At 59.0% G+C, this 14249-nt stretch carries 15 protein-coding genes; 6 read left to right on the forward strand and 9 right to left on the reverse strand.

The genetic code is table 11. From position 1 onward, the window contains the following. Positions 1 to 42: 42 nt before the first annotated feature. Positions 43 to 1161: a hypothetical protein gene (locus ACIF4X_RS05845; RefSeq protein ID WP_397481343.1), complete on the forward strand. Its 1119-nt coding sequence runs from the start codon at positions 43 to 45 to the stop codon at positions 1159 to 1161. Positions 1162 to 1195: 34 nt separating this feature from the next. Here the strand turns inward: ACIF4X_RS05845 and ACIF4X_RS05850 are convergent, their stop codons facing one another. Further along, complete coding sequence (locus ACIF4X_RS05850) at positions 1196 to 1639, reverse strand: c-type cytochrome (RefSeq protein WP_397481344.1); 444 nt, start codon at positions 1637 to 1639, stop codon at positions 1196 to 1198. Between the two features lie 99 nt (positions 1640 to 1738). Continuing rightward, complete coding sequence (locus ACIF4X_RS05855; RefSeq protein ID WP_397481345.1) at positions 1739 to 3070, reverse strand: PLP-dependent aminotransferase family protein; 1332 nt, start codon at positions 3068 to 3070, stop codon at positions 1739 to 1741. Between the two features lie 89 nt (positions 3071 to 3159). On the opposite strand from ACIF4X_RS05855, the gene ACIF4X_RS05860 reads away from it, so the two are divergent. Further along, a complete protein-coding gene (locus tag ACIF4X_RS05860) occupies positions 3160 to 4053 on the forward strand; it encodes a DMT family transporter (protein ID WP_397481346.1) in 894 nt (297 codons plus the stop codon). A gap of 3 nt (positions 4054 to 4056) precedes the next feature. Here ACIF4X_RS05860 and ACIF4X_RS05865 read toward each other — a convergent pair whose 3' ends face one another. Then, positions 4057 to 4872: a cupin domain-containing protein gene (locus ACIF4X_RS05865; protein WP_397481347.1), complete on the reverse strand. Its 816-nt coding sequence runs from the start codon at positions 4870 to 4872 to the stop codon at positions 4057 to 4059. 131 nt (positions 4873 to 5003) lie between these two features. Between ACIF4X_RS05865 and ACIF4X_RS05870 the strand changes: the two genes are divergently transcribed. Beyond that, positions 5004 to 5516 carry a carboxymuconolactone decarboxylase family protein gene (locus ACIF4X_RS05870; RefSeq protein ID WP_397481348.1) on the forward strand — a complete coding sequence of 171 codons (513 nt, stop codon included), beginning with the start codon at positions 5004 to 5006 and terminating at the stop codon, positions 5514 to 5516. Between the two features lie 583 nt (positions 5517 to 6099). Here ACIF4X_RS05870 and ACIF4X_RS05875 read toward each other — a convergent pair. After that, positions 6100 to 7545 (reverse strand): SulP family inorganic anion transporter, encoded by a 1446-nt coding sequence (locus ACIF4X_RS05875; protein ID WP_397481349.1) that lies wholly within the window; start codon positions 7543 to 7545, stop codon positions 6100 to 6102. Between the two features lie 157 nt (positions 7546 to 7702). On the opposite strand from ACIF4X_RS05875, the gene ACIF4X_RS05880 reads away from it, so the two are divergent. Beyond that, positions 7703 to 8011, forward strand: a complete 309-nt coding sequence (locus ACIF4X_RS05880; protein ID WP_397481350.1) for a hypothetical protein — start codon at positions 7703 to 7705, stop codon at positions 8009 to 8011. On the opposite strand, the gene ACIF4X_RS05885 is transcribed toward ACIF4X_RS05880, so the two are convergent. Further along, positions 8002 to 8460, reverse strand: coding sequence for a GNAT family N-acetyltransferase (locus ACIF4X_RS05885; protein WP_397481351.1), 459 nt, complete (start codon positions 8458 to 8460; stop codon positions 8002 to 8004). The two genes, ACIF4X_RS05880 and ACIF4X_RS05885, sit on opposite strands and share 10 nt — an antisense overlap. 143 nt (positions 8461 to 8603) lie before the next feature. On the opposite strand from ACIF4X_RS05885, the gene ACIF4X_RS05890 reads away from it, so the two are divergent. Continuing rightward, the gene (locus ACIF4X_RS05890) at positions 8604 to 9248 is read left to right on the forward strand and encodes a TetR/AcrR family transcriptional regulator (protein ID WP_397481352.1); all 645 of its coding nucleotides are present in this window, start codon (positions 8604 to 8606) and stop codon (positions 9246 to 9248) included. 47 nt (positions 9249 to 9295) lie between these two features. Here the strand turns inward: ACIF4X_RS05890 and ACIF4X_RS05895 are convergent, their stop codons facing one another. The 3 genes from ACIF4X_RS05895 to ggt all read right to left on the reverse strand — a co-directional run bounded on the left by ACIF4X_RS05895 (position 9296) and on the right by ggt (position 12840). Further along, complete coding sequence (locus ACIF4X_RS05895) at positions 9296 to 10315, reverse strand: lysozyme inhibitor LprI family protein (RefSeq protein WP_397481353.1); 1020 nt, start codon at positions 10313 to 10315, stop codon at positions 9296 to 9298. Positions 10316 to 10512: 197 nt separating this feature from the next. Next, the gene (locus tag ACIF4X_RS05900; RefSeq protein ID WP_397481354.1) at positions 10513 to 11046 is read right to left on the reverse strand and encodes a cysteine hydrolase family protein; all 534 of its coding nucleotides are present in this window, start codon (positions 11044 to 11046) and stop codon (positions 10513 to 10515) included. Between the two features lie 66 nt (positions 11047 to 11112). Beyond that, on the reverse strand, positions 11113 to 12840 hold the full coding sequence (gene ggt, locus ACIF4X_RS05905; protein ID WP_397481355.1) for a gamma-glutamyltransferase: 1728 nt from the start codon (positions 12838 to 12840) through the stop codon (positions 11113 to 11115). A 152-nt stretch (positions 12841 to 12992) separates the two neighbouring features. Between ggt and ACIF4X_RS05910 the strand changes: the two genes are divergently transcribed. Further along, a complete protein-coding gene (locus ACIF4X_RS05910) occupies positions 12993 to 13508 on the forward strand; it encodes a methylated-DNA--[protein]-cysteine S-methyltransferase (protein ID WP_397481356.1) in 516 nt (171 codons plus the stop codon). 94 nt (positions 13509 to 13602) lie between these two features. Here ACIF4X_RS05910 and ACIF4X_RS05915 read toward each other — a convergent pair whose 3' ends face one another. Further along, positions 13603 to 14193 (reverse strand): NUDIX domain-containing protein, encoded by a 591-nt coding sequence (locus ACIF4X_RS05915; protein ID WP_397481357.1) that lies wholly within the window; start codon positions 14191 to 14193, stop codon positions 13603 to 13605. Positions 14194 to 14249: the final 56 nt, after the last annotated feature.

Genomic DNA, 14249 nt, shown 5'->3' on the forward strand with positions numbered 1-14249 from the left:
AGCGTCTATTTTCCTTGGACAATCCAGGCAGGAGTCCAGGACATGGGACGTTCACTTATTCTTGTTTTTTGTGGTTTGCTGAGTTCCTGCGCCTATTACTCCCCCTTCATCGACCCGACGCAAGATAAGCAAAACCCCCTCGGCGCTCGGGATTTCTCCGTGAAAAAACAACAAGAACTGACAGACGAAGCCAATGCCCTCAGCAATGCCAACTTATACGCAACCACGGCGCTTGCCGGAACACTGGGTTTTGGCGCGTACAAGGTTCTTACTGGCGGAGCCCCCCATCAAATAGCCGCACTGGCCACCGGCAGCGGCGCAATTTACGGATTTCAACAGGCGTTATACAACGAGAGCGTTGCGAGCATTCTTCTCAATGGCGCCGCGACACTGGCGTGTATCGACACGGCCTACACCATGCCTGGAGCGGACAGGGGGCGCAAAGCCATGGCACGACTTGAAAATATAAGCCCCACCGTCGCGACCTATATCCGTCCGGCTTTCGAAGAAGCCCTCAACAAAATCAATGCCAACGAAATTCACTATACGTCGAATGTTTCTCGTGTCGTCACGACGACCAATATCCGACGTTCTAACCTTCAGTTGAGCCCAAAGCAGACATACGACCTGCTCTCCTCCAGCCTTGCAGCGACAAAACCCGTGCCGGCTCCCTCCACTCAGACGCTCAGCGCGCAAGCCAATGCGGCTGCCACCCAGTTACGCCTCTTGGGCAATAAAACAGTCTCCACCACCGATCAACAAAAGCAGGCAGAGATCCTGGCCAATCTGATAACCATAAAAGAATGGATCGATGACATAAACGCTGCCGCAGCGAACTTCAATCCGAGCGAACTGGAAAAGTGCAGATCCACCAATAAGCCTCCTACGCTCTACGGCGTCGCTCCCGGAACTGTTCAGGGGATAAAGCAGGCTGAAACGTTAACCCTGAAAATCGAGAACTCCAGCGGTAACTTAAACGCCAGCTCTAGCGCGAAAGACAGTAACGGAGCTCGCTTTGTTGAAACCCGAATAACCACTGAAAATGGCAATTACTTCCTGGAAGTCACGGGAAAAGTAAAGACTACGACCCCTGTCTCGGTGTTTGTCAGCGATGAGGAAAAAGAAGGCGCTACCACGGTTCTTCAAGTCACCGTCATTTAACGAGGTTGCCCCGGTACGGTAAAACGAGCGCCAATTACTGCTTCTGCAGAGCGCTCTGATCCATCTGGATGGAAGCTTCAACAGGGCCGCCGTTCGCAGAAAAGCTCTGCAAATACGCCAATAGGTTTTCAACTTTCTCTTGATCACTCAACCCCCAGAAAATCATCCGCGTACCGGGCACGACACGTTTCGGATCTTCCAGATACGCCGTGAGCGTTTTGCGATCCCAGGTCAGGCCCGAGTTCTTCATCGCATCGGAATACACGTAGTTGGCCGACGTACCGGCAGCTCGGCCGATGATGCCGTTGAGTTGTGGGCCGAATCCCGGACGGGCCGATTCGCCGACCTGATGGCAGCCGCCACACAGGCGCGGGAAGATTTTTGCGCCGGCTTCGGAGTCGCCAGCGGCATTGGCGCAAGTAGTGAACAGGCCTGCGGTGAGGATCAAGGCCAAGGCGAGTGACGCGGTGTTTTTCATCGTGATGTCAGGCTCTGCATAAAACGGCGGCGCAAGATTAGCACTTTGTGGCGAGGGCGCTTGCTCTCTCGCCACAGTAATGGACCACAGCGGCGGAATTTACTGGTAAGCCGCAATGATCTTCCTGACGGTCATCAACGCTTGACGCAACACATCCATGTCGACCGAGCCCAGCGCCAGGCGAATCGCGTGCGGTACATTGCCCGACACCGAAAACGGTTCAGCAGTGGTGACGGAAATCTGCTCGTGCATCAACTCCACGACAATCTGATCGGCGCGCACATCTTCCGGCAGCGGTAGCCACAAGAAATACGACGCTGGATGGCCAATGCTCGGCAAGCCTTGCAGCACTTCAGCCGCCATCGCCTGCCGCGCTTTGGCGTCATCGCGCTTCTGCGCCTCAAGCACCGTCACCGTGCCGTCGTCGAGCCAGCCGCAAGCGATGGCGGTCATGACGCCCGGCGTGTTCCAAGTTGTGGCGCGAATAATGCGTTCCAGCGCCGGCACGGTCTCTGTCGGTGCAGCGATGAAACCGACGCGCAGGCCCGTAGCGATGTTTTTCGACAGGCCCGAAACATACACCGTGCGCTCCGGCGCCAGATCGATCAACGCACGCGGTGGGTTTTCCACCAGAAACGCGTAGGCCGCGTCTTCGATAATCGTCAGATCATGCCGACGGGCAATCGCCACCAACTGCTCCCGTTGCGCCAAAGGCATCACCCAACCCAACGGATTGTGCAACGTCGGCATGCTGTACACGGCGCGCACCGCGCGGGTATGGCAGAGTTTGTCCAGCGCGGCGAGATCCGGCCCCTGATCATTGAACGGGATCGCCACGACTTCCAGATGCAGCGCTTCGGCCAAGACCTTGAAGCCGGAGTAGGTCAGTGCGTCGGCGGCAATCACATCACCGGGCTTGAGCAACGCCATCAGCGTCACCGCCAGGCCTTGCTGGGCGCCGTTGACGATCAGCACTTGCTCGGCCTCGACGTTCACCTCGCGCGCCAGTAAATGCCGAACAACCGAAGCACGCTCATGGGCACGACCGACGTGCGGCTGATAACGCAACAACGCTTCCAGATCGCCGGATAACGCCAACTGGCGCAGCGCAGCGCGCAGCAAATCCGCCTGACCGGGCAATGACGGGTAATTGAAATTGAGGTCGATCATGCCGACCGCCACCTGTTTCTGATCAATACCCTGACCCGGCACCAGCGAAGTTTCACGGACAAACGTGCCACGGCCGGTCTCGCCGCTGACCAGGCCCATGGCCTCCAGCTCCGCGTACACCCGCGAGGCCGTGACCAGTGCCAGCCCTTCCTCAGCAGCCAGTTGCCGGTGAGTTGGCAACCGCGTACCCGGCGGCAACTGGCCCGAGCGAATGTCCGCCGCGTAGGCATCGACGATTGTCTTGTAGCGGGAACGTGGCATGCCAGATGTATCCATGACAATTTTTTGATTGTGCTGATTCTCGGCTCTAGCATCACCGCAATGCAACCCACTTCTGAGCGTGATCTGGCATGGAACGAACCTCGAATCTGACGACCCCGGTACTGGAAAAAACCAGCGGCTGGATCAACGGTTTTATCGGCGTAGTGATCTTCAGCGGTTCGCTGCCGGCCACGCGTCTGGCGGTGCTGGAGTTCGATCCGGTGTTTCTCACCGTGGTTCGAGCGGCCATCGCCGGGGTGTTGGCGGTGGCGCTGTTGTGGCTGTTTCGCAAACGGCGTCCGGCGCGCGATCAATGGCTGCCGCTGTTGATTGTCGCGCTGGGCGTGGTGCTCGGTTTCCCGCTGCTGACCGCCCTGGCGCTGCAACACGTGACGTCGGCACATTCGATTGTGTTTGTCGGCTTGCTGCCACTGGCCACGGCGATTTTTGCCGTGCTGCGCGGCGGTGAGCGGCCGCGACCGGTGTTCTGGATTTTCTCGATACTCGGCAGCACCTTGGTCGTCGGTTTCGCCTTGGCACAAGGACTGACCGCCTCGCCCACCGGTGACCTGCTGATGCTGGCGGCGATTCTGGCCTGCGGCCTCGGCTATGCCGAAGGCGCGAAGTTGTCGCGCACGCTAGGCGGCTGGCAGGTGATTTGCTGGGCACTGGTGCTGTCGCTACCGGTCATGGCGGTGTTGAGTGTGTGGCTGGCGCCCGCCTCGTTCAGCACGGTCAGTCTGTCGGCGTGGGTGTGCCTGGGCTATGTGTCGCTGTTCAGCATGCTGATCGGCTTTGTCTTCTGGTATCGCGGTCTGGCTCAGGGCGGAATTGCGGCGGTCGGTCAGTTGCAATTGCTCCAGCCGTTTTTCGGTCTGGCGCTGGCGGCAACCCTGCTGCATGAACAGGTCAGCGTCGGCATGCTCGCCGTGACATTGGGCGTGATCCTGTGTGTGGCCGGGGCGAAGAAATTCGCCAAATGATCCTCAGGCGCCCGCCTTCCACTCCCGAGGGCTGAGCCCGGTCTTGCGCCGAAACGCCCGGGCCAGCGCCGAAGGACTTTCGTAACCGACCTCCTCGGCAATCAGCGCAATCGCTTTGCCTTCACGCAAGCGCTTTTGCGCCAGACTGACGCGCCAGCTCAGCAGATAATCGGCCGGCGTCTGCCCGACAACGCGGCGAAACTGCTCGGCAAACCCGGCCCGGGACAGGTTGGCGACAGACGCCAGGTCCGCCACGCTCCACGGCTTTTGCGGTTGTTCATGCATCAGGTTCAAGGCGCGCGACAGACGCGGATCAGCCAGCCCGGCGATCATCCCCGGTTGCTGCTCGCGACTGCTGATCAAATGCCGCAACAGCAGAATCACCAGCAGTTCGAACAAGCGATCCATCACCGCCACCCGCCCGCAATGCCCTTCGAAGGCTTCCTTGAACAGCCATTCCACGGTGTTGCCCAGTTCCGGGATGTCCGTCAGTTTCAGCACCAGATAATCCGGCAGTGCCGCCGCCAAAGCATTGCCGGAGCCGCCGTCAAACGTCAGCGTTGCGCAAACCACCTGAGTGTCCATGGCTTCGTCAGCAAACATGCGATGGGCGAAGGGTCTGGGGAAGAAGATCAGCGACGGTTCACTGAGCCGGATCTCACGTTCGCTGCCCGGCTTGAGCAGCAATTCACCCGCCTGCAACAAATGAACATGGCCGACCGGTTCATTTTCATGAACCGCGACGCCGCAAAACGTGCCACTGTGAAAAGTCCCGGCAGACACGCCGAAATGGCTGAGCAATGTTGAAAGGCGATCCATGGGCGACTCCAAGGGCATATCTGGACGATCTGCCGCATATCCTCGACGATTTGCCGCCAATCCACCAGCCTCGCTCAATAACATGACCTCCATCCCCGGCGCACTTCGCACCGGACTCTCGGAGAATCACCATGAGCCGCATCCACGCAATCAGCCTCGAAAACGCCACCGACGCCAGCCGCCCTGTTCTGGAAGGTGTGAAGAAAAAAATCGGTTTCCTGCCCAACGTCTTCACCACCCTGGCCAAAGCGCCGGTGGCCCTCGAAACCTACGTGCAAGCCTCGGCGATTCTCGGCAAAACCTCGCTGAGCGCCCAGGAAAAAGAAGCCGTGTACCTCGCCACCTCACAGGTCAACGGTTGCGATTATTGCCTCGCAGCGCACACCTTGTTTGCCGGCAAGGCCGGGCTCTCGGCGCAAGACATCGTCGCCGCCCGCCAAGGCGAACTCAATGCGTACGCCACCCTCGCCCGTCAGCTGACTGAAAGTCGCGGCCATTTGAGCGATGAACAGATCGCCGCCGCCCGCACTTCCGGCATCGACGACGTGAAGATCATTGAAGTGATTGCACTGGTGGCCGTGCAGAGCCTGACCAACTACCTGAACAACGCGGCGCTGACCGATATCGACTTCCCGGCCATCTGAATCCGGCTACACAAAACCTGTGGGAGCTGACCTGCTCGCGATGGCGGTGTGTCATTCAAAGCATCTTTGAGTGACACACCGCTATCGCGAGCAGGCTCACTCCTACAGTTGGATCGGGTACATCAGCAAGAGATTGTTCGGCTGGCAGGCCGCCTTCGCGAGCAGGCTCGCTCCCAAAGTTTTAACGTGCGTACAACCCAAGCGGCAAAGCCGCCCCACTCAACAGGATGAGCGTTAGCTCGGCTGCCGCTCTTGATCTTGATCCACGGGCGACTTCGGAAGGCTGAGTGGAGGGATTGATCCGGGCGTGGGAGCGCAGCGACCGTTTGGCGAAGCCAAACACAGCGAGAGGAGGTGCAGCGAAGCAAACCGTAGACGCTGCGCCCGGATCGATCCCGCAGCGAAGGAACCCCGAGCCCCAGCGAGCGGGCCGCACGTAGGAGCAAGCGTTTTTTTGCTTACTTTTTTTAGGCGTTTGTAAAAAAAGTGAGTCGCCGTAAGGGCGAAACCCTAAGTGGCCGTGACCGCAGAAACGGATATGTACTCCCTAATCCAGACAACCATAGCCAACGCCCACGGCTGATCAGTGATGCTCCTCACCCGCCCGCTTCAACAATTTCTTGCACCGTTCAGACAAATGAAACACCTGCAAATGCTTACCCGCCTTGGCATAGCGCTCCCGCAGAGTCTTCAAAGCAGCAATCGCCGAATAATCGACAAAACTCAAATGCCGACAATCCAAAGTCACCCGAGCCGGATCATTAGCCGGATCGAACTGATTGAGAAACGGCGTCGTCGAGGCAAAAAACAACGTGCCATGCAGACGATAGAGCTTGCTGCCATCAGCCTCCAGGTGCTCATCGGAGTACAACTCGCGAGCCTGCTGCCAGGCAAAGTTGAGCGCGGCGATAATGATGCCGCACAGCACAGCAGTAGCCAGATCGGTAAACACGGTGATGGTGGTCACGGCGATGATCACCAGCACATCGTTGAGCGGCACTTTGTTGACTACCCGCAACGAGGCCCAGGCGAAGGTCTGCTGCGACACCACGAACATCACGCCGACCAGCGCCGCCAGCGGAATACGCTCGATCAGCGGCGACAGAAACAGAATGAACAACAGAATCAGCACACCAGCGACCACGCCAGACAAGCGCCCGCGCCCGCCGGAGCTGAGGTTGATCACGGTCTGGCCGATCATCGCGCACCCGCCCATACCGCCGAACGCACCCGAGACCATATTCGCCGCACCGAGCGCCACGCACTCACGATCCGGGTAGCCACGGGTTTCGGTGATTTCGTCGGTGAGGTTCAACGTCAGCAGGGTTTCCAGCAAACCGACCAGCGCCATCAGGATTGCGTAAGGCGCGATGATCCGCAGGGTATCAAAGCTCCACGGGATGTCCGGCAAGGCCAAGGTTGGCAAGCCGCCAGCGATGTGTGCCATGTCGCCGAGGGTACGGGTTGGCAGGCCGAACAGATAGACCAGCAGGCCAACGCCGAGGATCGCCACCAGCGCCGGTGGCACCGCTTTTGTCAGACGCGGCAAGAGGTAAACGATGGCCATGGTCAGCGCCACCAACCCTGTCATCAGGTACAGCGGCGTACCGCTGAGCCAGTCTTCACCGCTCTTGAAATGTTCCAGCTGCGCCAGCGCAATGATGATCGCCAGGCCGTTGACGAAGCCGAGCATCACCGGGTGCGGCACCATGCGCACCAGTTTTCCCAGGCGCAGCAGCCCGAACGCCATCATGATCAAACCGCCAAGCAACACCGTTGCCAGCAAATACTGCACGCCGTGCTGCACCACCAGCGCGACGATGACCACGGCCATCGAACCCGCCGCGCCGGAGACCATGCCCGGCCGCCCGCCGAACAACGCCGTCAGCGTGCAGATAATGAAGGCGCCGTACAGGCCCATCAACGGATTGAGGTGGGCCACCAGCGCGAACGCAATGCATTCGGGCAACAGGGCAAACGAGGTGGTGAGTCCGGCCAGGACATCGGCGCGCAGACGAATCGGTTTCATGGCTTACCTGATTGAGCGGCCGATGAGCACGGCCGCAGGTGTTCGGGGAAAAGAGGGTTGCGGATGTTACGGAATTGTTCCGGGTCGGGCCAGTGAACGCTGACACATGCCGACTCGGGCTTTATGCTGGCGCGCTCCTGTAGCCGTTGAGTTGAACATGTCTGCATTTCTGAGCGCCCGCGAGGTCTGCCAGCGTCTGCGTGAAGCGGCGCTGGGTGTGCTCGCGTTCAAAGTCTGCGAGATGCCTGACGAGGCGGGACGGGTCGCGGTCGATATCGAGGGCTGGCACCTGCTGCTGGATTTTGAAGGTAGCCGGTTACATCACTGTGAATTTGCCCGCAACGGTAATGGACAAGAAGGCGCGCTGGACACTTGGCAGCGTTATGGCACCGATCCGGTGAGCCTGCTCAGTACTTGGGAACTGGCGCAGATCGAACGATTACTGAAGGAAGCCGTTCAGGTCTGACGCAAATCGAGGTTATAGGTGTAATAACCGCTGTCACGCACGTAGCCGAGGGATTCGTACAAGCCTTGCGCCGTGAAGTTGTCGGTGGCGGTTTCCAACACCAGGCCTTTGGCGCCAGTTGCCAGGGCAAAATCGCGCGCCGTGTTCATCAGCAATCGGCCAACCCCACACCCCCGGGCGGCGGGTGCGGTGAACAGGTCGCTGAGCAGCCAGGTGCGGTGGGCATCGATGGACGAGAACATCGGATACAACTGCACGAAACCCAGCGCTTCACCGTGTTCATCCTGAGCAAGAAAAATCGCCGATTCGCTGGCAGTCATGCGTTCAGCGATGAAGGCTCGCGATTGCACAAGGTTCGACGGCTGCAGGTAAAAACCTCGATAAGCGTCGAACAACGCCGCCACCGCATCCAGATGTGTCGTGTCGGCTCGCACTGCCTGAAGAGTCATATGCCCGCTCCGTTTCCAATCAATGATCGAAACAGCATAGCGCTGCCCTTCGAGTATGCTGGCCTCCTCGCTATATAGTTTTGTATATTGCGAAACCAAAATCGCCAGAACCTTGCCATGCCGTCCAGCAAAGCCGTGTGTCCATGAGTGCCATCCGCGTACGCAACGAACAATTGATCCTCGCCGCCGCCAGCGAAGAGTTTGCCGCCAACGGCTTCGACGCCACCCAGACTCGCGATATCGCGGCGCGTGCCGGCGTGCCCAAGGCCAATCTGTATTACTACTTCCAGACCAAGGAAAACCTCTACGGCAAAGTGTTGCTGGGTTTTGTCGAACCGTTGCTGGAGGCCTCGGCAGTGCTACGTGAAAGCGATGATCCGCTGACGGGGCTGCGCGCCTACGTGGCCGCGCGAATTCGTATTGCCCGCGAGCATCCGGCGATTGCCAAGGTATTCAGTGGCGAGTTGCTGCTGGGCGGCCGACAGTTGCCGGATGAGTGCCGCAATCTGTTGCATGCCGAAGCGCGGCGCAATGTTGAATGCCTGCGCAGCTGGATCGAGCGCGGTTTGCTGGCGCCGGTGGATCCTGAGCATTTGATGCTGTTCATCTGGTCGGCGACGCGCACGTACACCAATATTGGCTGGCAGATGGGCCGGATCATGGGGCGCGAAGTGCCGCAGGATGAGGACTATCAAACGGCGGCGCAGACGATTACGCGGATGGTGTTGGAGGGGGTGGTGGTGACGCCGCGGGTCGGGGAGATTCGTGGGGTTTTGTTTGCGACTTGAGGGGCTGCGGTTTCACAGCCCCCGGACGCCAGCAGGATTGATGCGGGTCAGGGCATGAAATCCAGAGGCATATAGCCTTCCCCGCCCTTTCCTGCATACCAGGCTTGCAGGACGTCCGGCATGCGCCCTTTCCATTGCGCAACATTCGTGTAGTAACGCGCGAGGGTTTTACCCCCAGCCTGGGGCACCAGGACTATGATCCAGAACTGCTCATTCAGTGCACGCATGACAATCGCCGCGTTGCTCGATGGCAATCCCCGGACCCAATAGTTGCTGACCTCACTGTTCGGCACGTCTTCAGAGGACTCACCGTCCATCTTCAAGCCGCAGTTTTGCAGGAGCGTCTGATAGTCGTCCTTAAGCAGCGTGTGCAACATTGCGTTTTCCCGCTGCGTTTGTGCCACACCCAGCGTGAGCAAATCATAGTCGACCAGGACTGTTTGCCTCGATGCCACATACCGTCCACCGTAGTAAACGCCCATTCCGGCGCCGCAATCGGAATCCGCGCCATCCTGTGTCACATCCATCACCCCGTTTAGGGCCTTGAGGGTTAAGACACACTCTCCCTGCTCGTAACGGGCCTGCGTTCCCTCTATCGTTGCAATGCCTTCCAGTTCACCCGAGTGGGAACCGTTCGCTGCTGAAATGTCGAAGGCGATGTGAGAAGCATCCTGGCGCCTGGTTGTGATTTCTGCCCCTTCCGAAACTCCCCAGGGAATGAGCTGCCAAGTGGCGTCCCAGGAAAACGGTTTGACCATGTATTCAAGAGCGGTGAGACGCATCAGGTACTGCCGGCGTAAACAGGGCGCCAGATCGCCACATTGATTACGTTGCTTAAGCCACCCTCGCTGATCCGTTTTAAGCGCTTTCGGATCGTCAACCTTGGCCAGGGTCGACCGCCAGCGCGCCGCGAGTTGCTCGTCGAGGCGCGAGAGATCCGGATCACCGCAAATGGCTTTTTCAGTTTTGCTGGCAGCGCTGGCGCAATCGAAACTGCTGGCGTGGGTGATTGCGGCAAACGCAAGGGCCGTCAGCAGCAAGGCGTGACGCAGGGAAATCGCGAACATCGAGAGATTCCATTCTTCGGACGGCGCGCAGTATGCCAGTGGTGCCCGCGGAAATCCCTGATGGTCACAGCAATCAGGGTTCTTCAATCACTGTGGGAGCGAGCCTGCTCGCGAAAGCGGTGGATCAGCCACTATCAATGTCGACTGACACACTGCCTTCGCGAGCAGGCTCACTCCTACAGGTTTTGTGTGGGTTGTCAGAACGTTATGTCGGCCGCAGCTTTGACGTCGACGCGGCCAGTAGCGCCAGTCAGATGCGCCAGATCCTTGTTGTGCTCGGCGATGATGTCTTCGGCGCTCATGTTGCCGTTGTCGACGGTGGAATGCGCGTCGGCCACGAGCACTACGTCATACCCCAGTTGATGGGCCTGACGCACGGTGGCGTTGACGCAGTAATCGGTTTGCAGGCCGCAGATGACCAGTTTTTCGAAATCTTCGCTCGGCAGCAGTTTGCGCAAGTCTGTCTGGTAGAACGAATCCGGGGTGGTTTTGCGTACGCGCAGGTCTTTCGGCGATGTTTCAAGCCCTTCGGCCAACTGCCAGCCTTCGGCACCCTGGGTCAACGGACTGTCCTTTTCTTCATGCTGGATCAGCACCACCGGCACGTCAGCCTTGCGCGCGCGGGTGCTGAGGCCGTTGATGGTGTCGATCACCCGGTGAATGTCATGGCACTGATATTCGCCCGAGCAGAGGGCGCGCTGGACGTCGATGATCAGTAATGCAGTGGTCATGATGAGCCTTCCTTGATCAGTCCTTGAGACAGGGGCGGACCTGAGCCCGCCCCCTTTTTACGCCCCTCAGTAACCCAGCGACAAGCCCGTGTTGCGGCGTGGATCGTTGGCGCCGTAGAAACGGTTTTTGCCAACTGGCTTACCGCCCAGCGACGGTGCGCCGACCAGAATCGCGGCAATGTGGTTGGCATCCTGCGGCCCGGCGAACTTGTGGCCCCAGCTCTCGAGGATCTTCTTCGTGTCGGGGCTGGCGGCGAAGTCTTCGAGGTTGGTTTCCTCCGGCATCCACTGCTGGTGGAAGCGTGGCGCATCGACCGCCTCCTGCAGGCCCATGCCGTAGTCGATGACGTTGAGCATGGTCAGCAACGTCGCCGTGATGATGCGGCTGCCACCCGGTGTGCCGACCACCATCACCACTTTGCCGTCCTTGGTGACAATGGTCGGGCTCATCGATGACAGCGGTGCCTTGCCCGGAGCAATCGCATTGGCTTCGCCCTGCACCAGACCGTACATGTTCGGCACGCCGACCTTGGAGGTGAAGTCGTCCATTTCATCGTTGAGGATCACCCCGGTCTTGCTCGCCATCACGCCCGCGCCGAACCAGTCGTTGAGGGTGTAGGTGACCGACACCGCATTGCCCCACTTGTCGACGATCGAATAGTGGGTGGTGTTGCTGCCTTCATGGGGCGCTACGCCAGGCTTGAGCTCAGCCGACACGCCGGCCTTGTTCGGCTGGATGGCGTCGCGCAGTTTGGTCGCGTAGTTCTTGTCCAGCAGATGCTCGATCGGGTTTTTGACGAAATCCGGATCGCCAAGGTAACTGTTGCGATCGACATAGGCGTGGCGCATGGCTTCGATCTGATAGTGCATGCCCTGAGCCGAATGGAAGCCCAGATCCTTCATCGGATAACCTTCGAGGATGTTCATGATCTGGCAGATCACTACCCCGCCAGAGCTTGGCGGTGGCGCCGAAACCACGTGATAACCCCGGTAGTCACATTCCACCGGCGCCAGTTCGCGGGTCTTGTATTTGTCGAGGTCGGCCTGGGTGATGATGCCTTTGTTGGCCTGACTCGAGGTGACGATCGCATCCGCGACCCAGCCTTTATAGAAGCCGTCGGCGCCTTTTTCGGAAATGGTTCGCAGGGTCTTGCCGAGGTCTTTCTGCACCAGTTTCTGCCCGACCTGCATCGGCTCGCCTTTGCTGAGGAAGATCGAGCCGGAATCGCGCATGTCCTTCTTGAACACGTCGGTGGCGTACTCCAGCAACTCGACGTCACCCTGCTCCAGTTCGAAACCGTCTTCCGCCAGTTTGATCGCCGGGGCAATCATCTCCTTGCGCGGCTTGGTCCCGTACTTGCTCAGCGCCAGTTCCATGCCAGAGACAGTGCCCGGCACACCCACCGCCAAATGCCCACGGGTGCTCAGGTCGGGAATGACGTTGCCTTCCTTGTCGAGGTACATGTTGGCGGTGGCCGCCAATGGCGCTTTTTCGCGGAAATCGAGGAAGGTCTTGCGCCCGTCCGCCAATTGAATGGTCATGAAGCCGCCACCGCCGAGGTTGCCGGCTGCGGGATAAACCACCGCCAGCGCGTAACCCACGGCGACTGCCGCATCGACGGCATTGCCGCCACTTTTCAATACGTCGACGCCCACATGGGTGGCCAGATGTTGCGCGGTGACCACCATGCCGTTTTCGGCGGCAACCGGTGCGACTGACGCCGCGTGAGCCATGAGACAGCTGAGTGCCAGTGAGGTCGCTATCAGCGATTTGGCCAAAGGTTCGTACTTCATGAGTCGATCTCTTTTTTTGTTTTAGGGTCTGTGCAAAACAGAGGGGGAACGCGTCAAGAGCAACAAGCAGTATGGTCGGCTTTGCGTATTGCGCCTCCCCGTTGAGGCAGTATGCTGGGCGCTGTTGCCATCCTGATCCGGAGCCTGCCGTCATGCCTTATACGTTCATCACCCTGCCCTCGCCCGTCGGCGAGCTGAAGCTGGTCGCGAACGGTTCACGACTGGCGGCCATCCTCTGGGAAAACGACAAACCGAACCGCGTGCGCCTCGGGCCGATGAGCGAGGCACCCGACAATCCGCTCCTGCTGAAAACCGCGCGACAACTTGAAGAATATTTTTCCGGGACGCGGGACTGCTTCGACCTGGAACTGGATTTCGCCGGCACGAATTTTCAGAAAAAAGTCTGGGCGGCGCTCCTGACCATTCCATTCGGCGAGACACGCACCTACAGCCAGATTGCCAAACAGATCGGCAATCCCACCGCCGTGCGGGCAGTGGGCGCAGCGAACGGACGCAACCCGATTTCCATCGTCGCGCCGTGTCATCGGGTGATTGGCGCGTCGGGAAAGCTGACCGGGTTTGCCGGTGGGCTTGAGGCGAAAGAGCGCTTACTGACACTTGAAGGTGGCGACTGGTCGCAGACTGGCAAAACCGGGGATTTGTTTTAGTCAGTCAATACAGATCAAGAGATCGCAGCCTTCGGCGACTCCTACCTGGAATGCGTTTTCCTGTAGGAGCTGCCGAAGGCTGCGATCTTTTGATTTATTGGGCAAAAAGGTTATTCATCGCCGCATATTGCAACAGCATGATGGTCTTGGCGTCGCAGATCTCACCGCGCTGAAACGCCGCCAACGCGTCGTCGAATCGCCACTCCAGTACTTCCAGCTCTTCGGTCTCCTCTTCCAGACCACCCCCGTCGCTGACCTTCGATGCGGCGTCGTATTCAGCAATGAAGAAGTGCAGCTTCTCGGTCACCGAACCGGGACTCATATAGGCCTCGAACACCTTCTTCACATCGTGCACGCGATAACCGGTTTCCTCTTCGGCTTCATCGCGAATCCGCTGTTCCGGCGCAGCGCCTTCGAGCAAGCCTGCAGCCACCTCGATCAACAGACCATCATGACCATTGACGAATACCGGCAAACGAAACTGCCGTGTCAGCACCACCGTGCGCTGCTCGCGGTTGAACAACAGAATCGCAGCGCCATTGCCGCGGTCGTAAACCTCACGGGTCTGACGCTGCCACTCGCCATTGTTGCGGTGATAGTCGAAGGTGATTTTCTTCAGCAGATACCAGTCATGGGACAACACCTGAGTGTCGACGATGTTGACCCGCTCGGCAGTGTTGGACATGACGCTTGATCCTTTTGTCATTGAAGGCACCTGGGTAGGTAAATGCCCTTTTTTGT

It is taken from the genome of Pseudomonas sp. NPDC085632, assembly GCF_044541255.1.
In the GTDB taxonomy this organism is placed as follows: Bacteria; Pseudomonadota; Gammaproteobacteria; order Pseudomonadales; family Pseudomonadaceae; genus Aquipseudomonas.